This window comes from Pauljensenia sp. C0254C2 (assembly GCF_056583835.1).
In genome coordinates, this window is record NZ_JBWPJO010000001.1 from 76,969 (window position 1) to 100,047 (window position 23,079).

The window sequence follows — 23,079 nt, forward strand, 5'->3', positions numbered from 1 at the left end:
TGTAACGGGTCTAGATCTCTTCAGGATTCTGGATCATACCGGTGCCTTCATCCCACTTTTGGGCATCACGGTGCGGTTTGATGACCAGGTGCGGTTTCGTGATCGACGGATCCGGCAGGGGTGCGATACCTGATTCGGACCCGAACTCCTTGCGCAGAGCTTCGATCGGTCCCCATCCGAGCGCGCGGGTCGGGCAGGCGTCGACACATGCCGGGTTCTGACCCTGCTCGCGGTAGTCATAGCACAGGTCGCACTTGGACATGTGACCGGTGCGTGAATCGAGCTGCGGCGCGCCGTAGGGGCATGCCCATTGGCAGTATCGGCATCCCACGCACTTGCTCTGATCAACGTAGACGGTGCCGTCGTCGCGTCGGCTCATCGCAGTGGTGGGGCATACGCGCATACAGATCGGGTTCTCGCAGTGGTTGCACGAGATGGAGGTGTAGTAGCTGAATACGTTGGGCGTGAACGTGCCTTCCTGCTCGTTGGTGCTCCACGTGCCACCGGTGTATTCGATCACGCGGCGCCAGTTCATGCCGACAGGCAGGTCATGTTTGTCCTTGCATGCGATCTGGCAGGCTTTGCACCCATTGCACATGTTCTGATCGAAAAAGAATCCGTAACCGGCGTCCTTTTGCGTCAACGGCTGATCAACCGTGTCGTGCCTGCCTGGCTGTGGGATCGCGTCCTGATCCATCGGTCCTCCTCGTGGTGATCTGTTCAGTACTGAACGGTCAAGTCTGTGAAAATCTGTGGTTGGTAGGTCGTGGGGCTTGTGCGGAGCCGCCGCTTATACGGGCAGCCTCACGGGCGTTGTCGAAGCCGGCTTCGCGAATGGCAGCGTCACGTCCATGTGCCTCACACCTTCTCCACTTGTGCAAGATTCGTGTGCTGACCGTTGCCCTTCGACAGGGGAGTGGGGTGCTGAGATGTCAGAACGTTGACTGCACCGCCGTGATCCACACCGTTCTCGTCCCATTCAACCCATGCGCCCTGCGGAACAGAGACAACGCCTGGTGCGATGCGCGCTGAAACGAACGCCTGCGTCTGGATTGTGCCGCGATCGTTGAAGATGCGGATCTGGTCGCCGTTTGCGATCCCTCGTTTGCGGGCATCCTGAATATTGATCCATGCCTTTTGCGGGTGAGCCTCGCGGTTCTTCGACAGGTTGCCGTACGTCGAGTGCGTACGTGACTTGTAGTGGTGTCCAATGACCTGCAGCGGATACTTCTTGTTGGTGCGCGCCTCCTCGACGCCCTCACGAGTGGGGACGTATTCGGGGATCGGAGTCAGTCGGTCACCGGGTAGTGGATCGGGGAACTCCCACGTCTTGGCCATCTCGGCCAGCTGGCTGGAATACAGTTCGATCTTGCCCGACGGCGTCTCCAGCGGATTGGCCTCCGGATCTTCGCGGAACTCCTTGAGGGGCACCACATGTTCGTCGGGGTTATAGCGGTAGACGCGCATGTCGCGCAGTTCGTCGAAGGTCGGGAACTGCGGCTGATCCTTGCGTGTCATCTCGTGAACGTCGCGCGCCCAGTCTTCCGTGGTTTTCTTGCCGTGCGCGAACTCTTCACCAATACCCATACGTTCGGCGATCTCCGTGGTCACCTCGATCGAGCTGCGAGCTTCATACAGCGGGTCGATAGCCTGTTCGACCATAATTTCGTAGGCGAGCTCACCGGTGTATTCGCTGGGAACCAGATCCCATCGTTCAGCAGTGGTGGTATCAGGCAGCACCAGGTCGCACAGTTTCATCGACGCTGTCATCTGGTTATCCATCCCGACGATGAACTCGCACTTGGTGTCATCGTCAAGGATTTCCCGCGTGCGATTGATATCGCCGTGCTGCGAGGAGAGCATGTTGGAGCCGTACACCACCATGAACTTGATGCCGACATCGAGCTTGTCCTTGCCGTGCACACCATCTTTGAGAGCCGTCATCTCCGGTCCGTGGTCAATCGCGTCGGTCCACTTGTAGCAGCTGATCGACGTTTCCACCGGGTTCGTCCCGTCGTCAAGCCACTGGGACAGTGGCCAGTAATAACCGTCACGCCCGCCGGTACCGCCGCCGGGAATACCGACGTTGCCGGTCACACAGGCCAGCAGATAAATCGAGTTCGCCTGGTTTTCACCATTGGCGTGGCGTTGCGGACCCCACCCCTGGTTGATGTTGACGGGCGTGGAAGTGGCCACCTCACGTGCAAACTTGCGGATGGTGTCGGCCGGGATCCCCGTAATCTGTGCGGCCCACTCCGGAGTCTTTTCAATCCCGTCTTCGCCTTTGCCTTCCACATACGAACGGTAGGAGGCGTTCTTCGGGGCGCCCTCGGGCATGTGCTGTTCGTCGAACCCGATGCAGTACTTGTCGAGGAAAGCCTGGTCGTGCAGGTTTTCGGACAGCATGACGTGCACCATTGCAGCGACGAGGGCGGCGTCGGTTCCGGGACGGATCGGGATCCACTGATCCGCAATCAGGGAGGCTGTATCGGAGTAGCGCGGATCAACCACGATGATCTTCACGCCAGCTTTCTTCGCACGCGTTGCCGTGTAGGCGATGCCGCCGCCTGACATTCGTGTTTCCAGAGGATTGTTGCCCCAGAACACGATGAGTTTGGAATTGTCGATGCAATCTTCGATCGAGTTGGAGATCTGCTCATCGGGTGAACCGTACACGTACCTTGTGCACTGAGAAATCTGCAGGTAGGAGTAGTTTCCGTAGTAGTTCAGGTGGCCGCCAAGCAGATTGAACAGGCGGTGCCAGCCTCCCGAATAAGCGACGAGGGCGTTCCACACTCCTGATCCATAGTTCTTGTAGATCGCTTCGGGGCCGTAGGTGTCATAGGTGTAGCGCAGTTTCTCAACGATCAGGTCGATGGCTTCGTCCCAGCTGATGGCTTTGAACTCGCCGTCGGAGCGCTTGGCTCCCACGCGCAGCAGCGGTGTCTTGATACGGTCGGGGTTGTAGATACGCTCACGCATGTTGCGGCCGCGCACACATGCCAGGATATTGCGGTTCATCAGTGTCTCGTCGCCGGTGTTGTCCGGCAGGACGCGAACGACCGTGCCGTCCTTGACCTGGAGGCGTAGTGGGCAGCGCGAACCGCAGTTGACGATGCATGCCGACGAAACTGTCTTGTCGACATCCAGGCGTCCCGTGCCGTTGGGGACGAGTGTGCCTGAATCGTCTGTGTGGGAGTACTGCACGTTGGAGTTTGAACATCCCACTAGACCGACGCTGGCCCCAGCGATTGCCGACCACTGCAGGAACGAACGTCGGGACGGTCCCGACGCGGTCTTGACTGCTTTCACTGCAACCCCTTTGTCTCACTAGCTGACACCTGTCAAATAACGAATAATCCAATTATGCCTGAAGACTGCGAAATGCCTGATAAGACGCCATTCGAAGTGATGAATATGATGGCATCTGTGTTGCATAAATGGCGGGGCGTTTCCTAGGTGTTTTTCGGCGTGTGTAACCCCCGACGAAGTGGTCCCCGTTGACGCCATTACCGACATGGCGGACCACGGACTACTTGATCGCCTTGCCGCTCCTGCTGAGCGCATCAACCCATGTTGTCGGGAATTGTGTATGGTCACTTAAAAGCGCCTGATGCGCAATCAGGACCGAGGTGCCAAGGAGGATGCGTGAGCGCTACTGGTCGTGCTTCAAAACAGCGCAGTCCTGAAGAAGACCCTCGCTATCAGCGCACCCGCGCTGCTCTAGTTCACGCAGTCGTCGAGCTGGCTCGCACCACTCCTGCGGACAAGATTACGGTTTCAGAGCTGACAGCACGCGCCGGCGTCGCGCGGCAAACCTTCTACAAGCATGCGCCCACACCAGCTGACCTGCTGGCGAATTATCTGATTGACCAGCTCCAGCCTGATTTCGCCGACCTCGCCACTTTGCTGTCGTCGGTGACACAGGATCCGCGCCAACGCCTGACTGACGTGTATGTGCGGATGATGAGCACAATCAGCCAACAGCCCGAGATCTATCACAAGATTTTCGCCACCAACGCGCCTTCGGTTGTGCGCTCACTGTTCGCGCAGCGTCTGGAAGAAGTTTTCAGCCAGTATGTGACCGATTTTGCGCAACGCCTGGAATGGAACGCGTCGCAACTGTGGATCGAAATGGCTGTTTCCCAGCAGCTTCACAACATGATGGCGATGATTACGGCGTGGCTGCGCACAGGAATGACGGCGAACGCTCAGGAAGTGGTCGCCACGTATCTGACGCTTGCACCGCCGTGGCAGCTGGTGCATTTCTCGGAAAGCGGGAAAGCGCCCATGCCGCGTCGCGGATTCATCGACGAAACGGCGTCGAAAGCTGAGGACGAAACCTGAGACCTTACTTCATCTGCCAGGTGTCGGCCTGCTCGGCAACCGCGCGCGCAGCCTCAGCTGCATCCACGCCGAGTTTTCCGGCAGCGTATCCGACCAGGAAATTCGTCAGCGGAGCACCTGGACGGCTCGGCCCGTGTGCAACACTGCTGGTCATATCCAGCAAAGCCTCCTGAGCACCAGGAAGCGGGTTGTCTTCAATTTTGAGGGACTCAGCGACGTCCTTCAACCAGGCCGCCATTTCAGGGCTTTTTGCAGCGTCTGCCATGTCATCTCCTCCGGTAGCGGATGCCGATCAGTCGGCACCGATTCAATTGCTCAGTGCGCCATGTGTGACCTACGGTCAGTCTACGCGTTTGCGTGGAATCCGCCGTCTGCGTGGGAGTGAGACGCCCTCGCCAATGTCGTTGGAGGACTGGGCGGATGGACGAGGGCGGAGCCTGCGGCCATATTTGATGTAGCGCTCGCGAATCCAGCACACCAGGACGGCAAGCAGATACAGCGCGATCAGCACCAACGCTTGGATTGTCATCGGCCACGGGCTGGGGAGTGGATTGGCGATTGCGGCGAACACAAAACAGATCATGGTGACCCATCGCCATGCGCGCAGCATTGCGCGAACCGGCAGCAGGCCGAGGAAGTTGAGCAGAACCAGGACCTCCGGGAACAGATACGACAGGCCGAAAATGATGACCAGGCGCATGTAGAAGCTGACGTAGCTGGAGGCCTGCAGCAGGGAAACGCCGCCGTCGGGTATGAAGGACTGCAGGATATGGACGGCTTTGGGCGCCACCCACACGCCGGTTGCAGCGCCCGCACAAAACAGTACGACGCCGACCAGGCCGAAGACGGTGATATAGAGTTTTTCGCGTCTGCGCAGGCCGGGAGCGATGAAAGCGCCGATCTGGAAGATCCACCACGGGCACGTGATGATCGTGCCGATCCAGATCGCAACCTGCAGTTTCAGATCGAACGCAGCGCCGATCGTGTGGAAGTTAATCTGGGTGGTCGCCGAGTCGAGAGCGCGCAGCGGCTCTGTCATGAACGCCATGACGGGGTCATACAGGTACCATCCTGCGATGGCTCCCAGGACGATTCCCACCAGCACCATCACAAGGCGTTTGCGCAGTTCACGCAGATGGGCGCTGATGGGCATCCGGCCTGCGGGATTGGACTTCTTCATGCCCGCAGCTCGGAGCTAGTTCTGGGAGGGCGCTGGGCTCTCAGGCGTGCCGTTGTCTGGCTGCTGGCCGGTTTGCGGTTGCTGAGATTGCTGCGGGTACTGTGGCATGGGAGCCTGCGCAGATGTGCCGTGCTGCGGCATGGGAGCCTGCGGCTGCTCGGCCGGGGGCTGCTGAACCGGAACCTGCGGTTGCGGAGCCTGGGACTGGGGCTGCGCAACCGGCGTGGAGCCATCGTCGTCAGACAGCTCGCGCATCTCTTTCTTGAGAACCTTGGCTGACTGCCCGATCGAGCGCGCAATATCGGGAAGCTTCGAGGCGCCAAACAAAATAATGAGAACGACGATAATGATGACGATGTGGCTGGGCCTCATGGCGTACCTCCAGTGGGATTATCTGCATCCAATTGCTGTATTGAAAGTTTCGTGTCATTGGTCGAGGGCGTCCCATCCGGCACGGACTGCGCGGCGTCCTTGAGTGAGGTGGCTGACAGGCCTGCCTGCTTCATCCACTCGTTGATTTCGTCTTGGACAGCTTCTCGAACCATCTGTTTGGGGGAGTACTGCGACAGGTCAAATTCGCGTAACATCTGCAGATTCTTCAGATCCTGAGGCGTCAAGGCAGATGATTCGCTTAACGCGTCGGTTCGAAGCCGGGCCGACCACTGCCGAAACATTGTCAGAGCCTTTTTCAAACCATGCAGAGCCTGTGCCACCGATCGGGGTCCCAGCAGCAACGCCGCCAGTAGTAAAAGAATGACGAATTCAGCTCCGTTGATCCCGAACATGGCACACCCCCCTTCAGCTTCTATCCGTTCAGTGTAGACGGTTAGGCCATTTTTCAGCGCCTCAAGACAGCCCGCATTGTGGTCGATGCTCGTCATGAATTAGGTCACGGGCCACGGAACTGACACACTGTATCCATGAAAGAGCACGTATTCACATATGACACCACGTTGCGTGACGGTGCCCAGCAGGAAGGCATCAGCCTGTCAGTTGCTGACAAGATCGAATGCGTGCGAATTATGGATCGCTTGGGGATCGACTTCATTGAATGCGGATGGCCCGGAGCGATCCCGAAAGACACCGAGTTCTTCAGGCAGGCAGCGCGCCTTGACCTGTCACATTCCTCCCTCGTCGCGTTCGGAGCAACGACGAAAGCCGGAATGAAGGCCAGCAAAGACCCTCAGATTGCGGGGCTCGTTGACAGCGGCGCCAGCGTCATCACTGTCGTTGCCAAATCCGATCCCAGACATGTCACCAGTGCTTTGCGCACAACGCTAGAGGAGAATCTGCGCATGGTGCGCGACACCGTTTCCTACCTGTCGTCACCCGACGCGGTGGGGCGTCCCATCACCGTTATGGTCGACCTGGAGCACTTCTTTGATGGCCTGGCGTGGGACTCACGCGAGCGATACCCGATTCAGGTCATGATCGAGGCGGCACGTGCCGGCGCGGCAGCCGTCATTCCCTGCGACACGAACGGCGGAAATCTGCCTGCCACTATTGCGCAGATGATTGAACAGGCTCGGGACGCCCTCGTCAATGACGGACATGAAGATGTGGTGCTGGGAATACATGCCCACAACGACACCGGCTGCGCAGTGGCCAACACGATGGCAGCTGTCGGGGCAGGCGCGCGACAGATCCAGGGGACCATCAATGGTTACGGAGAGCGAACCGGGAATGCCGACCTGCTGGCTTGTCTCGCAAACCTGCAGCTCAAGATGGGGTTTGACCTGCTTGGTGGCCACGCGCTGACGCACCTGACCTCAACGGCACGCAGCATCGGACACATCGTCAACATTGCGCCGTTCTCGCGTACTCCATACGTGGGGGCTTCCGCCTTCGCGCATAAGGCTGGACTGCACGCATCAGCTATTCGGGTCGATCCTGACCTGTATCAGCACATCGATCCCGAGCAGGTAGGCAACGGCATGAGAATGCTGGTATCGGAGATGGCGGGACGTGCATCGATCGAACTGAAAGCGCAGGAACTGGGCATTGACCTCACCAGTCCTGACCTTGCCACACGACTGGCTCGCATTGTGAAAGAGCGCGAAGCGGACGGCTATATGTACGACGGCGCAGACGCCTCCTTCGAGTTGCTGCTGCGCAACGAGGTTGGAATGCTGCCCCCATTCGTGGACGTTGAATCGTGGGATGTGTCGACGGGTCAGCGACCTGCTGAGGGACAGCCACTCTCGAGCACACGCGCTACCGTCACGATCCGCACCCACGCGCGCTACATCCACACCAGCGAAGGAAATGGTCCGGTCAACGCCCTTGATCGTGCGCTGCGCGCCGTACTCACACAGTACAAACCGGAAGCCGCGGTGATTGAACTGAGTGACTTCAAGGTGCATATCCTCGACCAGCATCACGCCGGGACGGCCTCAACGATCCGCGTCCTGATCACCATGAGTGACGGGGAGCGCGAATGGTCCACAGTTGGAATCGGCACCGACATTATCGAGGCGTCATGGGAAGCACTCTTCGACGGATACCGCTGGGGACTTCTGCCCCGCTGAGTAAATGACCGGTTTCGCGTTGCGGTTGCCGAGCGTGGATCGCTCCGAACAGCGACAATAGAGACATGCATGGAGAATACAAAGTTCCTGGAGGCAAACTCGTCGTCCTCGACGTGGAAGTCGACCAGACGGATTCGGACGCCATACTGCGCGATGTGCAACTGTCAGGAGACTTCTTCCTGGAACCAGACAGCGCACTGACGCGTATGCGCGATGCCCTGGAAAGCGCCCCAGCCGACATGAGCGCGGCACAGGCCGCTCAGCGTGTTTCTGAAGCCCTGCAGCCCAGCGACAACCTGCTGGGCATCACTCCTGAAGGCGTTGGCATCGCGTTGCGGCGTGCACTGGGTAAAGCACTGAGCTGGGATGACATTGACTTCGACGTCATCCACGGGCCGGTGGTGCCTCCAATGGTCAACGTCGCGATGGACGAAACGCTTGCTCAGGATGTCGCCGAAGGGCGCCGCAAACCGTTCATGCGCATCTGGGAATGGGACGATCCGGCTGTTGTGATCGGATCATTCCAGTCCTATGCCAACGAACTGTGGCAGGACGGTATCGACAAATACGGCATTACAGTGTGCCGCCGCATCACCGGGGGCGGCGCAATGTTTATGGAAGCCGGCAACTGTGTGACGTACTCGCTTGTGGTTCCCACCGCCCTGGTCGACGGACTCTCGTTCGCCCAGTCATACGAATTCCTTGACCAATGGGTGATGGAAGCCCTCGAAAAGGTCGGCGTGAAAGCGCGGTACGTACCGCTCAATGACATTGCGTCCGAGGAAGGCAAGATCGGCGGTGCAGCGCAGAAACGATTCGCGAACGGCTACATGGTGCACCACGTGACGATGTCGTATGACATTGATGCAGCCAAGATGCTGGAAGTGATCCGCATCGGCAAAGAAAAGATCCACGATAAGGGGACGCGTTCAGCGGTCAAAAGAGTCGACCCCATGCGCTCGCAGACCGGTATGGCGCGCGAAGACATCATCGATGTGTTCCTGGGGCATTTCCGCGACAAGTACCACGCGACGGACGGCGAAATCACGCAGCATGATATTGAGATCGCTGAGAACCGGTGCCGTACCAAGTTCGCGACCCACGAGTGGACGTACCGTCTTCCGTAAACTGTCACTATGTACTACCAGTGTGTGCGGTGCGGCAGCACCGCGGAGGCGACGCCCGCGACCTCGATAAAATGTCGATGCGGCGGACTGTGGGATCTGCACGGCGATCTGGAACCGTTCGCGCTCGACACCGTGGATTCCTCGCAGTGGTCACAGTTCCGGTATCGTGCGTCGATGATCGGAGTTGGGTCAGATGATTCCACATGGCAGCGCGTCAGCATGGGGGAGGGGATGACCGGCCTCGTCTCCATTGACGAGGGTGTCCTCGGCAAACTGGAATACGCCATGCCGACCCTGTCATTCAAGGATCGAGGGGCGGCCGCGCTGATCACGTGGTGCGCTTCGGTTGGAATCACGCGCGTGGTGCAGGATTCAAGCGGAAATGCCGGATGCGCGATCGCAGCCTACGCTGCACGAGCGGGGATAGAGTGCGAGATTTTCGTGCCGGAAGCGGCATCCGACAAGAAAATCGCGATGATTGAATCCTTTGGCGCGATGGTGCACATTGTGAAAGGCTCGCGCGATCATTGCGCAGATGTCGCGCGAACCTACGTTCGGGAGCGCGATGATGCGTTCTATGCGTCGCATGTTTTCAGCCCCTTTTTCTATGAAGGCACGAAGACCTATGTGTACGAGATCTTTGAGCAGTGTGGCGGGAGGCTCCCTGAGGTCCTGCTCATTCCGGTTGGCAACGGCACGCTACTGATCGGCGCGGTTAAGGCGCTTGAACATTTGATGACATCAGGATGCATCGATCATTTTCCGCATATTGTGGCGGTGCAAAGTGAGCGCTGTGATCCGCTGCGCCGTATGGCGGCAGGTGAGAATCTCAGCGATTTCCATGCCACAGCGACGCTTGCCGATGGAATCGCAATTGCAAGGCCTGCACGGGTTGAGCAAATCATGAGATATGCGCGCGCCTGCTCGATTGAATTTCTTGCCGTACATGAGCAGGACATTGTGCGTGCACACAGCGACCTTGCGCACCGCGGAATTTACTGTGAAATCACGTCAGCCGCCAACTATGCGGCATACCGTCAGTATGTCTCGAGTGGTCGAGGTCCGGCTTCATGCATCATTCCGCTATGTGGTTCCGGTGTGAAAGACCACGATCCGGCAGCAGGCTAGTCGCGACGAGGGCGCGGGCCGAACACGTCGGTTCCGATCCGAACGATCGTGGCACCTTCTGCAATTGCCCACTCCAGATCGCGTGACATCCCCATCGACAATTGCAGATCAGGTTCAGGTACACCCAGGTGCCAGGAGGCAGCGTCACGAATGTCGCGCAGCAAGCAGTATGAGCGACGCACGTCAGATTCGTGATCCGAATTCAGTCCAACCGTCATGAATCCTTCGAGCGTGAGCGCGCTGGACAATTCGATCGCATCCAGCAATGCTGGAACATCATCAGGTCGGCACCCGCTCTTGGAGTCTTCACCAGACACGTTGACCTGGATAAACACGGGGCGCAGCCCGTTGGCACGTTTATCGAGGTGATCGACCAGACGCTGCGAATCAACCGTTTCGATCAAGTCGGTGCAGGCCAGCGCCTGGTTAATCTTATTGGTCTGCAATGAGCCAATCAGATGAATGCTGGCGCCCGGAACAGTGCGGATCGCCTCCGCGGTAGCGCGGGCTTCCTGAACGCGATTGTGTCCGAGGAGGACAGGCAGGCCTGCCTCGTACAAAGCACGAGCCGCAGCCTGGCAGGTTTGTGCGTCCTGGGTCTTGACAGCAAGCTCGAGTGTCGCAGTATCGGATCGGCCTGCAGCTTCGCAGGCACGGTCGATTCTGTCGCGGACTCGGGCAATGTTGTCGTTGATGCTCACTTGGTCGATACTACGCACTTTGTCCTCGCTATGTAGCCGGTTCTGTTGGAGAAGAACGCCGTGGGACAATAAAGGAAGCAGATAAGGTAAAATGAGCGGGTTTAACTCTAGGAGATCACAGTGCGCACACTCTTGAATATCATCTGGTTCCTGTTGGCCGGTTTCTGGCTCTTCCTCGAATACATCTTCTTCGGCATCATCGCGTGCATCTTTATCATCACGATCCCAGCCGGCGTGGCATGTTTCCGTATGGCGTCCTACGTGATCTGGCCATTTGGCCGCGAGGTCGTCAAGCGGCCGGACGCCGGCGCAGGCTCAACATTCATGAACGTCGTGTGGTTCCTCGTGGCAGGACTATGGCTCACCATCGGACACATCACCACCGCAATCGCACAGTTCGTCACCATCATCGGGATCCCGCTGGCAATTGCCAACCTCAAACTCATCCCCGTGACATGCTTCCCCTTCGGCAAAGAGGTCGTCGATTCGCCTGACGCGAGCATCATCTGACGATGGCGAAGAAAAAGCATCACGGCACCGGCCCGACGCGAGCTGTCGAGGAGCTGACGCAGGCAGGAGTCAACTTCACGCCCCTGCACTATGAGCACCACGCGTCGGCAGCCTCATATGGAGGAGAAGCCGCCGACCAGCTTGATCTGCCGGCACAGCAGGTCTTCAAGACCCTCATGGTGGAAACTTCCGACGGTGAGTTCGTCGTGGCGGCGATTCCAGTAGACCACCACCTGTCACTCAAACTCATTGCGCGTGCAGCGGGCGCTCGCTCGGCAAAGATGGCAGATCCTGCTGTCGCGCAGCGCCGAACCGGGTATGTGGTCGGTGGAATCTCCCCGCTGGGACAGACCACCCGGCACCGCGCCTTCATCGACGAGTCAGCGCTCGCCTACGATGCGATCGCGGTCAGCGGCGGCAAACGCGGATTTTCCGTACTGGTTGCCGCCACTGATCTGGCAGAACTGACAAAAGGCGAATTCGCTCCGCTCATCGCGCTCGACTAGGCGGGCGCGATTCCCGTTGCCCCGCGCCGCTAAGATGCTCAATCCCTGAGCTCCGGAGCCCTGACCTACTGGGCAAGTACGTCACGCAGGTGACGCAGACGCTTGAGCGAGGATTCCTTACCAAGGATTTCCATCGACTCAAACAACGGGGGAGACACCTGCTTGCCGGTCACAGCCACCCTCATGGGTGTGAACGCCAGGCGCGGCTTAATTCCCATTTCATCGACGAGGGCCGAGCGGAGCTTTTCTTCCAGCTTTTCCGTCCCAAAGTCAGCCTCAGTAACCTTTTCGCACTCCTTGATGGCACGGCTGAGGACATCTGCCGCATCATCTTTGAGTTTGCCCTGCGACTTTTCATCGATCTGAAGATCTTTGTCAGCCACAAACAGGAACCCGAGCATGCCGGACGCTTCAGAGAGCACCTGAATGCGTGTCTGGATGAGCGGGGCAGCAGGAACCAGGCGGCGTTGTTCCTCATCGGTGAGTGCATCGAAAGTGTCCGCACTGACTACGCCATCGCGATGAAGGAACGGCACGATGCGGCGGGTGAAATCGTCGATGTCGAGCATGCGGATGTGCTCGGCGTTGATGGCGGTGCACTTCTTCTGATCGAAGCGCGCCGGATTCGGGTTGACATCTTCGATGTCGAACGCCTCAATCATTTCCTCAGCGGAGAAAATGTCATTATCCGGGCTGATCGACCAGCCCAGCAATGCCAGGTAATTCAGCAAGCCTTCACGAATCATGCCGTTTTCGCGGTGCAGCAGCAGATTCGACTTCGGGTCACGCTTGGACAGCTTCTTGTTCCCTTCACCCATCACATAAGGCAGGTGGCCAAAACGCGGCGTGAATGAGGCGATCCCCAGCTCCTCAAGTGCACGGTAGAGCACGATCTGGCGAGGAGTTGACGAGAGCAGATCCTCACCGCGCAGGACGTGTGTGATCTCCATCAGCGCATCGTCGACAGGGTTGACCAGCGTGTATAACGGATGACCGTTGGCACGAACGATGACATAGTCAGGAACCGAACCCGCCTTGAAGGTGATATCGCCGCGCACCAGATCCGTGAACGTGATGTCCTCATCCGGCATGCGCATACGCAGAACAGGTTTGCGGCCTTCAGCACGGAACACCTCTTTCTGCTCCTCGCTCAGATCACGGTCGAAACCGTCGTAGCCGAGCTTCGGATCTCGGCCAGCGGCACGGTGACGTTCCTCAACTTCCTCGGGCGTTGAAAACGACTCGTACGCGTATCCGCCTTCCAGCAGTTTCTGTGCGACGTCACGGTAGATGTCCATACGCTCTGACTGACGATAGGGCGCGTGCGGCCCGCCCTTACCGATACCTTCATCCCAGTCCAGTCCCAACCATTCCAGGGAGTCGAGGATCTGCTGGTAGGACTCTTCGGAGTCACGCTGCGCGTCCGTATCTTCAATGCGGAAGACGAACGTTCCGCCGGTGTGACGCGCATACGCCCAGTTGAACAGGCAGGTGCGTACCATTCCGACGTGCGGAGTGCCAGTTGGTGAAGGACAAAAACGGAGGCGAATATCGCGTCCAGTTGCATTCGTGACAGTCATAGTGCTGCCTATTCTACCGTTGAAACGGTGCCCAGGAAAACACCAGGTCACCGGTTGCGGATCGTCCTTTGTGCCTGCGATGTGCCAGGTATGGAGCGACGCCCTCGTATCATGTAGACCACTGCGACGATCACTGCCAACAAAATGAATCCAACGACCAGAGCCTGGGCTGAGGCGAAGCCGCGGAACCATTCGCTGGGCGTATGTCCCACAGCAGCTCCGCTGGCGAAGAAGACGGCAGTGACAACAGCATTACCGATGGCAGTCGTGATGCGCTGGGCGGTCTGGACCATGCCACCGGCCGTACCTCCGTGAGCCGCTGGAACTTCCAGCATGGACTGAGTCTGGTTGACCGAGCCCATCATGCCCAGTCCGATACCGACGGGCGTGATTGGCAGAGTCAGCCATGCCGGGTGCCATCCCAGATTGGCCACACCGTACGCTACAGCGACGGTGGCCAGAACCGAGCCGATGACGATCAGCAGCGCGACGACCTGCAGCACGCGACCCTTCTCGATCGCGTGGCGTGAAGCGAACACCGCGAAGTAGGCTGAAATCACGGCGTTGGGTAGGCCGATCAGGCCGGTGAACAGAGCAGTCTGCCCCAGTCCCTGCTGTACGAACAGTGCGATGAGCACGAAGATGGAGGTGGAGCCCAGGAACTGCAGTGCGGAGATTGCCGTGCAGTAACTGAATGAGCTGATCTTGAACAGTTTGAGGTTCACCATCGGGATGTGGCCGCGGCGCTCGTAGGTGTATTCCCACCACACCCATGCAGTCAGAACAAGCACGGCGGCAGGCAGCAGCCACATTCGCCAGGACGCGTGCATCGTAAACGGCATCATGATCAGGAATACGCCTATGCACAGTGTGATCATGCCGACAGGGTCGAGATCCAGGGTGCGACCGCGTCGCTTCGAAGCAGGACGCCCCGCGACAATTTCCTGACGGCGGTACTCTTCGCGTGCTTTCTTGCGATTCGGGCCGATGGTGCGTCGCTCCTTTGAGAAGGCCAGCCACCGGAAGGCAAGGAAAAGTCCGAGCAGGCCGATTGGAGTGTTGATCGCGAACGCGTAGCGCCACCCTGGATCATTGCCAAAGATCGCTACCGTAGCGCCGGAAATTAGCGGTCCGGCTGCAACCGATGCAGAAATGGTCAACCCCATCAGGCCGAAAGCTTTGGCGCGCGCACGTCCATCGAAGTACTGCTGGATCATTCCGTTGACCTGAGGCGAAAATACTCCCGCTCCCACCGCCTGAAGAATCCGCATGGCGTTCAGCATGACGGTGTCAGTTGCCAGTGCGCAGGCCAGGCAGCCAGCGCTGAAAATCGCCAGCCCGATGACGAACATCATGGAGCGTCCGACAAGGTCACCGATACGTCCTGCGGGCACCAAAATGATGCCGTAGACCAGCGCGTAGCCAGCCAGCACCCACTGAATGCCTGACGAGGTGGCTCCCAACGTCTCCTGGATAGCGGGGAGCAGCGTATTGACTGCTGAAACCTGAAGCAGTGCCATGACCAGTGGTATAAGGATGGCAATGAGCATTCTGTTGCGGTCGTATTGTCGATCTGATCCCGGTACCGTGAAATAGCGTGAAGTCGCCACTTAACCTTCTTTCACACACAGTAATCTGAACGGCTGATCAACGAGGGCCGACCATCCATTTTAAGGCGCGTCCAGGAAGGTGACAATGAGGAAGAACAAAACGTTGTCAGTCTGACAATGCATATGACACGGTTCACTGCAAATGTCAGGTGCGCGCAAGCAATTGAGCGAGTACCCGCACAGGCAGCGACACTGAGTCCGGTGGCGGGGGACAGAAGCAGACGACGGGGACAGCATCGAGTGACGGGCGTGAAGTGCGTGAAGAGCATTAGCATGGTGCTGAATGAATGAAGGAGTATGTTCCATGAAACCTGTGCTGCCTGACCGCTCACCTGAAGAGAACTGGACCATTGGATCGCTCAAATGGACAGGCATTCGCACTGCCAGCGGTGAGCCAACACTGGGTGCATGGGTCGCTGAGATGGATTTTGGTACCGCTCCACCGGTTGTCGAGGCGATGAAGAAAGCGATTGATGACGGCCTGCTCGGATACCAGCCGTCATGGCTGGATGGCGCGGTGCGAGACGCCCTCGTCGATTTTCAGCAACGCCGATTCGGCTGGACACTTGATCCAACATGCGTGCGCACGGTCCAGTCCGTCTTGCCAGCCCTTGATGTCGTGTTGCGCTCGATGATCCCCGAGGGGAGCCGAGTCATTGTACCGACCCCTGCCTACATGCCCTTCCTGACGATGCCCGGTGTCGCTGGGCATCCCATCGTTGAAGTCCCCGCTGTTCGTGTTCCATTCAGTGACGAGGGAGACCGGCGCAGTGGGGGTGAATGGCAACTCGATGTGGAAGCGATCGGCCGAGAAGCCCGTCAGGGTGGTGCACTGCTGATCTTGTGCAATCCGTGGAATCCGACGGGGCGTGCCTTTCGGCGTGACGAACTGGAAGCGTTGTGGGAAGCGATTCGCGATACGGATGTGATGATTTTTGCCGATGAGATCCACAGTCCGCTGGTCCTGACAGATCCCACGAGTCACTTCTCATTTGCGCGCCTGAATGATGAGGTGGCGGCGCGCACGATTACGGCGACAGCTGCATCGAAGGGATGGAACATTGCGGGACTTCCCTGCGCACAAATCATCGTGACTGATGACGCTTTGCTTGAACAATGGGACGACTCCTGTGGCGAGATTAGTCACCTGACAAACTCATTGGGGGCGATCGGAACAATTGCTGCCTACCGCGACGGTGACCCGTGGCAGGACGTGGTGCGTGAGGAGGTTGCGTCGAATATGACGCTCGCGCATGAAGCACTGTCAGACACTCTGGTCGACTTTGTCAGTCCTGAAGCGACATACCTGACATGGTGGGGGCTGGATGCGTATGACTGGTCAGGCGTGCATAGTCCTGCCGCCTTCCTGCGTGAGAATGCTCGGGTGGGTGTCAATGCCGGTGCGACTTTGGGAACCGGATACGAGAACTGGATTCGCGTCAATCTGGCGTGTTCGAAGGCGAATGCGCACAGAATAATCCAGGCGATCACATCCTCGCTTCCTCCGACACGACGCGAGTAAGCCTTAACAAATACCTGTTTATGCACGTCAGATACTCGGTACGTAATCCTGTCAAAATTAGCTCTTGTGCTTACCGCAAATTTGATTTAGTCTTGGCTTGTTGTAACAAATGCGATTATGGCAGTCGCAGTTGCACTGTGGGTCGATGAGATGACCACAACGCGAAGGAGCAGATATGAGCAGGAAGACTATCGGCGTAGGCGTGATCTCGCTGGGATGGATGGGGCGTCTTCACACACGGTCGTTCAAAGCACTGCGGGAGAAGTATCCGGAAATTGAAGTAGATATCAAGCTGGTGGTGTGCTGCGATGTTGTGGAAAGCAACCGTCAGTTCGCAGTTGACAACTTGGGATTTGAAAAGGCTGTGGAGGACTACCGAGATGTTCTGAGTGACCCGGAGGTCGACGTTGTGTCGATCTGTGCGCCCAACTTCCTTCACCACGAGATCGCGATGGCCGCGATCGAGGCAGGCAAACCTTTCTGGATCGAAAAGCCGATGGGGATCTCCGCTCAAGAATCCAAAGAAATTGCGCGAGGGGCTCAATCTGCAGGCTTGATTACCTCCGTCGGATTCAACTACCGCCATGCTCCTGCCATTGAAATGGCGCGCGCGATCGTTGCGGAGGGCGCAATCGGTCGTATCACGAATGCCCGCGTGTGGCTGATTGCAGACTATGCCTCGAGTCCCGACGGGCCGCTGACGTGGCGTTACGCGAAGGAAAAGGCCGGAGCAGGAGTCATCCTCGATTTGCTCGGACACGGAGCCGACCTGGTGCAGTACGTTTTGAAGGACCGCTTTACCGCTGTTACAGCGCAGACAGGACTGTTCATCACGGAGCGTCCGATTCCCCTTGAACAGGGTATGGGACATGCCACGGTGCAGGTATCCGACCAGAAAGGCCCGGTCGGCAACGAAGACTATGTTGCAGTTCTGGGCACCCTCGAATCAGGCACCCTGGTCACGATGGAGTCCTCGCGCGTGAGCGTGGGACCGCGCGCCGAATACATTATCGAGGTCTACGGCACCGAAGGCTCATTGCGGTGGAACTTTGAAGATCTGAACAGACTGCAGATCTGCATCGGAAACGATCATGGATTCCAGCAAGGATATGTCGACGCTATGGCCAGCCCAGATTACCCCGGATTCAGCCGCTTCCAGCCCGGAGCAGGAACATCAATGGGCTTCGATGACCTGAAAGTGGTCGAGGCTGCCCAGTTCATTCAAGGTGTGCTCGACAACAAGCAGTACGGGCCCTCTGCCGGTGATGGATGGGCTGCAGCTGAAGTTGATGATGCCATTGAGAAGTCGGCTGAAGACCGGACATGGCATGAAGTAGCGCCAGTTGATGTTGTCACAACGTTCGACCACGACAACGCCCTGCAGGCGTGATCCAGGTACTACGACTGGTGGCGGTGCAGCCACACTTTACTCGCTGAAGAGGAGAATCATGGCAGACAAGAGGCAAGAGGCAGAGCTGTCCTACGCGGACTACACGCCTGAACGAATCAAGGAGATGGCGGAGAAAACTCCGCCCTCAGGACCGAAACGAGGAATCGTCGCACTGACAGCAGTGGCGACACTCGGTTCACTATTGTTCGGCTACGACACCGGTGTGATCTCAGGTGCTCTGCCGTACATGTACATGCCTGCCGGTGCTGGCGGCCTGGAACTGACACCGCTCGAAGAAGGAGCCATCGGCGGCGTCCTCACCATCGGTGCTGCATTTGGCGCTTTGATCGGTGGACGCCTGTCGGATAAATTCGGTCGTCGCCACAACATCATCATGCTGGCTATCCTGTTCATTATTGGTGCGCTGGGCAACACCTTCTCACCCAACGTGTGGATCATGTACATCTTCCGCCTCATTCTGGGCTTGGCAGTTGGCGGCGCGTCCGCAACTGTCCCGGTGTTCTTGGCAGAGAGTGCCCCCAAACGTATTCGAGGCTCCATTGTTGCCGTCGATCAGCTCATGATCGTCACCGGCCAGCTCCTCGCATTCAGCATGAACGCGGCGATCAATTCGGCTCACGGTGGCCCTCAGCTCACCGTCAAGGCTGACCCGACGGGCGCGATTGCGCCAGGCACCTACGAATGGGACTCGTTGAACGAACTGGTCGCCCAGCAGGTCGGGAACGACCAGTCTGCTATCCACGAGTTCATGATGCAGATGACGATCAGCGCCGGCAACGGTTCGGCATGGCGCTGGATGATCGTCCTATGTACTCTGCCCGCAGTGTTCCTGTGGATTGGCATGCACCTGATGCCCGAATCCTCCCGTTGGCACATTATCCAGAAACAGGTCTACGAGGCGATCGGCACGCTCAAGCGCGTTCGTGACCCTGAAAAGGACGGCCCGATCGAGGACGAAATCAACGAAATGATCGAGGCCCGCAAACGCCAGGTCGCTGAGAAGAAACTCAGTCTGAGTGAGATCATGCGGATCCCGTGGCTGCGCAAGCTTCTGGCCGTGGGCATCTTCCTTGCAATCGTCAACCAGACAACCGGCGTGAACACCATCATGTACTACGCGCCGAAGGTTCTGTCCTACGCAGGGATGGGAACGTCCGCCGCGATTACCGCGCAGGTCGCTAATGGTGTCATGTCAGTGATCGGCTCGGCACTGGGCCTGCTGCTGATCGGTCGTTTCCGCAGGCGCCAGCTGCTGATTTTCGACGTCACAGGTGTGGGCATCTGCCTGCTGGCCATTGCCGCTTTCTTCCAGTTCACCATTGCACCGGCAATCACGGGTGGCGGCGAGCCTCCCTCGTGGGCACCGTACGCAGTGTTGGGCATGATGGGCGTCTTTATGCTGATCGTGCAGTCCACCAACGGAACTGTTGTGTGGACGATGCTGGGTGAAATGTTCCCGGCCAATGCGCGTGGCGTCATGAACGGATTCGCGGTCTTCTGCCTGTGGATCATGAACGCGATCATTACATGGACGTTCCCGAAGATGATGGACGCGCTCGGCGGGGGAGTCACCTACACCATCTACGGTGTGATGAACCTCGTGATCGCAGTCGTGCTGTTCAAGATCATGCCGGAGACCTCAAAGAAGTCTCTGGAAGAAATCGAAGAGCACATGCAGAAGATCTACTCCTGAGAACAGATCGCTCTGAAACCTGATTCAATCGTTGTTGAGGCAGCTGCGGCTGCCTCAACAACTGCGTTCGGGTGAGTGGGGGCGTCAGCAAACGACAGGTCGGATACGACGCTCATACCGCACACGCGCACACCCAACGCATGCAGAGTGATCGCCTCCATCACCGTCGACATGCCCACGCAGTCGGCACCCGTCGACATGAGCCAGCGGCCCTCGGCAAGCGTCTGATACTCGGGTCCGCGCATACATGCGTAGATACCTCGGCGCTGACAATGCTGAGCGAGGATATCGGTCAGTTCACGATTCCACACGCTGGTCACATCCACGAATATTGGCCCGTTAAACGGGGAATATCCTGAGAAATTCAGGTGATCATCAATGGCCATGACGTCGCCCAGCTGCCACTGGCGCACACATCCGTTCGCGTTGCACAACAGGGCAGTGTGAACACCGGTTGCGGCAGCCGCCCTCGAACATGCGGTGACACACGCGGGGGAGACGCCCTCGTACAAATGCGTACGACCCAGAGCAATAAGCACATTCAACGCGCCGACTCGCACCGAGTGGATCGTGTTGACGTGTCCATCAGCCACGGGAGCCTCAACCCCCGGAATGTCGGAAAGCGCGAACGAGCGGCACTGAGAATCCGGCGCGTCGATCACAGCATCCAGTGCATGTGCCAGACCCGAGCCGAGCACCACGAACAGGTCATGGTGGTCACGCCCCGACAGCTCCGCAATAGTGCGGGCCCCGTCCTGGGCCTGCTGATCCAGAAGAACGCTGCGGATCGACTCGTCAGACATGGTCAGTCCTCACTTTCCTGAGCGCCGTCAGCGTAAGTGCGGGCACCAGCCTCTTCCTGTTTGCGCACACGCGAACGACTGGTCAGCAAATAGCCGGCAAAACCGATCAGCATGGCCAGCAGGATCCCGATATTCGAGTACGCCCAGTCGCCCTCGCGGCCACCGATCGGGCCGAGCAGGTAGCCCTGCCATGACAGCCAGCTGGCGGCGTTGTTGACCACCAGGCCCCAACCCACGAATGTTGCAGCAGCCAGGGAAGCGATCGCGCCCCAGTTCACGGACCCGTACACGCCGGAGGAGCGGAACAAATCAGGTTCGTTGTAGTCGGAGCGACGCAGCAGAATATCAGCGATCATGACGCCACCCCAGCCCGCGATGACCACGCCGAGCGTGGTGAGGAAGCCGGTGAATGGGTCAATGAAGTTCGCGGAGAAGAACACGACGGCGATTGTGCCAACCAGCATGATGGTGCCGTCCAGAGCGGTGGCAACCGGACGCTTGATGGGCACACCCGTCGCCAGCAGCGACAGGCCCGACGAATAGATGTCCATGACGATGCCTCCGACCAGGCCGAGGATCGCGACAAGGGCGAACGGAATGAGGAACCAGGTCGGCAGAATCGTGGTCAGCGCGCCGATCGGATCCAGGTCGATTGCCTGTCCCAGCGACTCATCGGACCCAACGAGCAACAGACCGAAGATCACGAGGACAACAGTGGGCAGCGTGGCACCGAAGGTGGTCCAGCCGACCACGCCGCCGGTGGAGGCACGACGAGGAAGGTAACGCGAGTAATCGGCGGCCGCGTTGATCCAGCCGAATCCGAAACCGGCGAGCAGCATGCACAGTGCGCCGAGCATTGCGGAGAACGGGCCGGACGGCAGAGCGGAGATCGCGCTGAGATCGATGGTGGGGATGGTCAATGCCAGGTAGATGACAGTCAGGATCGCCGTCAACCAGGTGATCCAGGTCTGCACCTTCATGATGGTGTCGAACCCGAGGATGCCGGCACCGCCTGCGATGGCGACAACGAGTACCAGTGAAATGATCTGCGCGGCAACATGATTGTGCATGCCGAGGGCGCCCATCACCGTTGCGGACGCCTGCGTGGCAATGATGCACAGGAACATTTCCCAGCCCACCGTCAGGATCCATGAAATCGCGGCGGAAATGCGGTTGCCGTTCACACCGAATGCTGCGCGCGACAAAACGAGCGTCGGGGCGGATCCTCGTTTACCTGCGATGGCGATGATGCCGCAGGTCAGGAATGAGAACGTGATGCCGACGATGGAGACGATAACGGCCTGTGTAAAGGAAATGCCGAACCCGAGCACCCATGCGCCCCATGAGATTCCCAGAACGGAGATGTTCGCAGCGAACCACGGCATGAACAGATCTGATGGTTTGCCTTTACGATCCGACTCAGGAATGACATCCAGGCCGGCCATCTCAACGGACAGGCCCTGTTCCTTCTGTGTCTGTACTGCATGTGGTGCCCCAGCGTTGGGTGCGATTGGCTCAGTGGAACTCACGATTGCTTCCTTCAACGTGACCAATGGGATGCGAAAAAGTCAGGACCGGAACTTACGTGTGAGGTATCGGCCTCAGGCGATCGGATTCGTCAGCGTTCCAATCCCGTCTATTTCGACACTGATCGTATCACCACGCTGTAGCTCCCCCACCCCTGCTGGCGTGCCTGTCAGTACAACATCTCCCGCCTTGAGGGTGATGGATTGGGAGATGAACGAGATCAAGTCGTACACCGGACGGATCATGAAAGAAGTTGAGACGTCCTGCACAACTGTGTCACGCAGAACGGTGCGCAGATGAGCGTCGCCGACTGAGAACTCATCATCTGCCTGAGGAATCAGGATCCACGGACCCAGAGGACACGAGGTGTCAAAGCCTTTCGCACGCGTCCACTGCCCGTCGCTGCGTTGCTTATCGCGCGCTGTCACATCGTTGGCGCAGGTGAACCCCAAAATATGTGCCGGCACATCCTGGGGTGCGACCTGTGAACATGTCGACCCGATAATGACAGCCAGCTCCCCCTCGTAATGCACATTTGATGACCACGAGGGGTACTTGATCGTCTCACCAGGCCCGATGATGGCGGTCGATGGCTTAAAGAACAGCAGTGGCTCCTGTGGTGCTTCCCCGCCCATCTCCTGAATGTGGTCAGCGTAGTTCTTCCCGACAGCAACCACCTTGGCCGTGGCTACCTCAGTGGGAGCGAGCAGGTGAACCGACGTCACATCGTAGTTCGTGGCCTGCAGCGGGGGAGTCAGCTCCCCCTCGAAAGGCGCGCCCGCCAGGCGAGTGATTGTTGTGCAATTACCATTCAGGATCCCCCAGGCGGGGGAGTGGAAATTCGGATCAATGTAGTGTGCAATGCGCATACTGTACTGTAACGCACATTACGCCTGAATCTTCCTG

Annotated in this window: 21 protein-coding genes; 9 read left to right on the top strand and 12 right to left on the bottom strand. The window is 58.4% G+C overall.

From position 1 onward, the window contains the following. Positions 1-10: 10 nt before the first annotated feature. Together AC1DA5_RS00355 and AC1DA5_RS00360 are read right to left on the bottom strand one after the other, a co-directional pair. Complete coding sequence (locus tag AC1DA5_RS00355) at positions 11-697, bottom strand: DMSO/selenate family reductase complex B subunit (protein WP_092648361.1); 687 nt, start codon at positions 695-697, stop codon at positions 11-13. A gap of 161 nt (positions 698-858) precedes the next feature. Next, positions 859-3,312, bottom strand: coding sequence for a DMSO/selenate family reductase complex A subunit (locus AC1DA5_RS00360; RefSeq protein WP_070725086.1), 2,454 nt, complete (start codon positions 3,310-3,312; stop codon positions 859-861). A 336-nt stretch (positions 3,313-3,648) separates the two neighbouring features. Between AC1DA5_RS00360 and AC1DA5_RS00365 the strand changes: the two genes are divergently transcribed. Further along, the gene (locus AC1DA5_RS00365; protein ID WP_092648362.1) at positions 3,649-4,347 is read left to right on the top strand and encodes a TetR/AcrR family transcriptional regulator; all 699 of its coding nucleotides are present in this window, start codon (positions 3,649-3,651) and stop codon (positions 4,345-4,347) included. 4 nt (positions 4,348-4,351) lie between these two features. On the opposite strand, the gene AC1DA5_RS00370 is transcribed toward AC1DA5_RS00365, so the two are convergent. From AC1DA5_RS00370 to AC1DA5_RS00385, 4 genes are all read right to left on the bottom strand, one after another. Continuing rightward, positions 4,352-4,612, bottom strand: coding sequence for a DUF6457 domain-containing protein (locus tag AC1DA5_RS00370; RefSeq protein WP_058236302.1), 261 nt, complete (start codon positions 4,610-4,612; stop codon positions 4,352-4,354). 75 nt (positions 4,613-4,687) lie between these two features. Next, on the bottom strand, positions 4,688-5,527 hold the full coding sequence (gene tatC, locus AC1DA5_RS00375; protein ID WP_257590393.1) for a twin-arginine translocase subunit TatC: 840 nt from the start codon (positions 5,525-5,527) through the stop codon (positions 4,688-4,690). Positions 5,528-5,542: 15 nt separating this feature from the next. Further along, positions 5,543-5,899: a Sec-independent protein translocase subunit TatA gene (gene tatA / locus AC1DA5_RS00380; RefSeq protein ID WP_070725089.1), complete on the bottom strand. Its 357-nt coding sequence runs from the start codon at positions 5,897-5,899 to the stop codon at positions 5,543-5,545. Then, positions 5,896-6,312, bottom strand: coding sequence for a twin-arginine translocase TatA/TatE family subunit (locus AC1DA5_RS00385; RefSeq protein WP_070725091.1), 417 nt, complete (start codon positions 6,310-6,312; stop codon positions 5,896-5,898). The genes tatA and AC1DA5_RS00385 overlap by 4 nt, the downstream gene beginning before the upstream one ends. A 135-nt stretch (positions 6,313-6,447) precedes the next feature. Here AC1DA5_RS00385 and cimA point away from each other — a divergent pair, with 135 nt between their 5' ends. From cimA to AC1DA5_RS00400, 3 genes are all read left to right on the top strand, one after another. Then, positions 6,448-8,055: a citramalate synthase gene (gene cimA / locus AC1DA5_RS00390; protein WP_092648364.1), complete on the top strand. Its 1,608-nt coding sequence runs from the start codon at positions 6,448-6,450 to the stop codon at positions 8,053-8,055. A 65-nt stretch (positions 8,056-8,120) separates the two neighbouring features. Continuing rightward, positions 8,121-9,182, top strand: coding sequence for a lipoate-protein ligase small subunit (gene lplB, locus AC1DA5_RS00395; protein ID WP_070725093.1), 1,062 nt, complete (start codon positions 8,121-8,123; stop codon positions 9,180-9,182). Positions 9,183-9,191: 9 nt separating this feature from the next. After that, positions 9,192-10,310 (top strand): pyridoxal-phosphate dependent enzyme, encoded by a 1,119-nt coding sequence (locus AC1DA5_RS00400; RefSeq protein WP_092648365.1) that lies wholly within the window; start codon positions 9,192-9,194, stop codon positions 10,308-10,310. Here the strand turns inward: AC1DA5_RS00400 and AC1DA5_RS00405 are convergent. Beyond that, entirely contained in the window at positions 10,307-11,011 is a 705-nt protein-coding gene (locus AC1DA5_RS00405; protein WP_092648366.1) for a YggS family pyridoxal phosphate-dependent enzyme, read from the bottom strand. The genes AC1DA5_RS00400 and AC1DA5_RS00405 overlap by 4 nt on opposite strands. A gap of 120 nt (positions 11,012-11,131) precedes the next feature. On the opposite strand from AC1DA5_RS00405, the gene AC1DA5_RS00410 reads away from it, so the two are divergent. Together AC1DA5_RS00410 and ybaK are read left to right on the top strand one after the other, a co-directional pair. Further along, positions 11,132-11,521: a YccF domain-containing protein gene (locus AC1DA5_RS00410; protein WP_058236310.1), complete on the top strand. Its 390-nt coding sequence runs from the start codon at positions 11,132-11,134 to the stop codon at positions 11,519-11,521. 2 nt (positions 11,522-11,523) lie between these two features. Beyond that, positions 11,524-12,027: a Cys-tRNA(Pro) deacylase gene (gene ybaK / locus AC1DA5_RS00415; RefSeq protein ID WP_058236311.1), complete on the top strand. Its 504-nt coding sequence runs from the start codon at positions 11,524-11,526 to the stop codon at positions 12,025-12,027. A 65-nt stretch (positions 12,028-12,092) separates the two neighbouring features. Here ybaK and gltX read toward each other — a convergent pair whose 3' ends face one another. After that, the gene (gene gltX, locus AC1DA5_RS00420; RefSeq protein WP_092648367.1) at positions 12,093-13,607 is read right to left on the bottom strand and encodes a glutamate--tRNA ligase; all 1,515 of its coding nucleotides are present in this window, start codon (positions 13,605-13,607) and stop codon (positions 12,093-12,095) included. Positions 13,608-13,654: 47 nt separating this feature from the next. Beyond that, the gene (locus tag AC1DA5_RS00425; protein ID WP_092648368.1) at positions 13,655-15,217 is read right to left on the bottom strand and encodes an MFS transporter; all 1,563 of its coding nucleotides are present in this window, start codon (positions 15,215-15,217) and stop codon (positions 13,655-13,657) included. Between the two features lie 304 nt (positions 15,218-15,521). On the opposite strand from AC1DA5_RS00425, the gene AC1DA5_RS00430 reads away from it, so the two are divergent. The 3 genes from AC1DA5_RS00430 (at position 15,522) to AC1DA5_RS00440 (ending at position 19,843) form a co-directional block, all read left to right on the top strand. Further along, on the top strand, positions 15,522-16,739 hold the full coding sequence (locus tag AC1DA5_RS00430) for a MalY/PatB family protein (RefSeq protein WP_058236314.1): 1,218 nt from the start codon (positions 15,522-15,524) through the stop codon (positions 16,737-16,739). A gap of 175 nt (positions 16,740-16,914) precedes the next feature. Continuing rightward, entirely contained in the window at positions 16,915-18,129 is a 1,215-nt protein-coding gene (locus AC1DA5_RS00435) for a Gfo/Idh/MocA family protein (RefSeq protein WP_092648369.1), read from the top strand. A gap of 124 nt (positions 18,130-18,253) precedes the next feature. Next, entirely contained in the window at positions 18,254-19,843 is a 1,590-nt protein-coding gene (locus tag AC1DA5_RS00440; protein WP_257525467.1) for an MFS transporter, read from the top strand. Here AC1DA5_RS00440 and AC1DA5_RS00445 read toward each other — a convergent pair. From AC1DA5_RS00445 to AC1DA5_RS00455, 3 genes are all read right to left on the bottom strand, one after another. Next, a complete protein-coding gene (locus AC1DA5_RS00445) occupies positions 19,834-20,646 on the bottom strand; it encodes a purine-nucleoside phosphorylase (RefSeq protein ID WP_092648371.1) in 813 nt (270 codons plus the stop codon). The two genes, AC1DA5_RS00440 and AC1DA5_RS00445, sit on opposite strands and share 10 nt — an antisense overlap. A gap of 2 nt (positions 20,647-20,648) precedes the next feature. Further along, the gene (locus AC1DA5_RS00450) at positions 20,649-22,091 is read right to left on the bottom strand and encodes a purine-cytosine permease family protein (RefSeq protein WP_092649076.1); all 1,443 of its coding nucleotides are present in this window, start codon (positions 22,089-22,091) and stop codon (positions 20,649-20,651) included. A 156-nt stretch (positions 22,092-22,247) separates the two neighbouring features. Then, positions 22,248-23,042 carry a fumarylacetoacetate hydrolase family protein gene (locus AC1DA5_RS00455; RefSeq protein WP_092648372.1) on the bottom strand — a complete coding sequence of 265 codons (795 nt, stop codon included), beginning with the start codon at positions 23,040-23,042 and terminating at the stop codon, positions 22,248-22,250. Between the last annotated feature and the right edge of the window lie 37 nt (positions 23,043-23,079).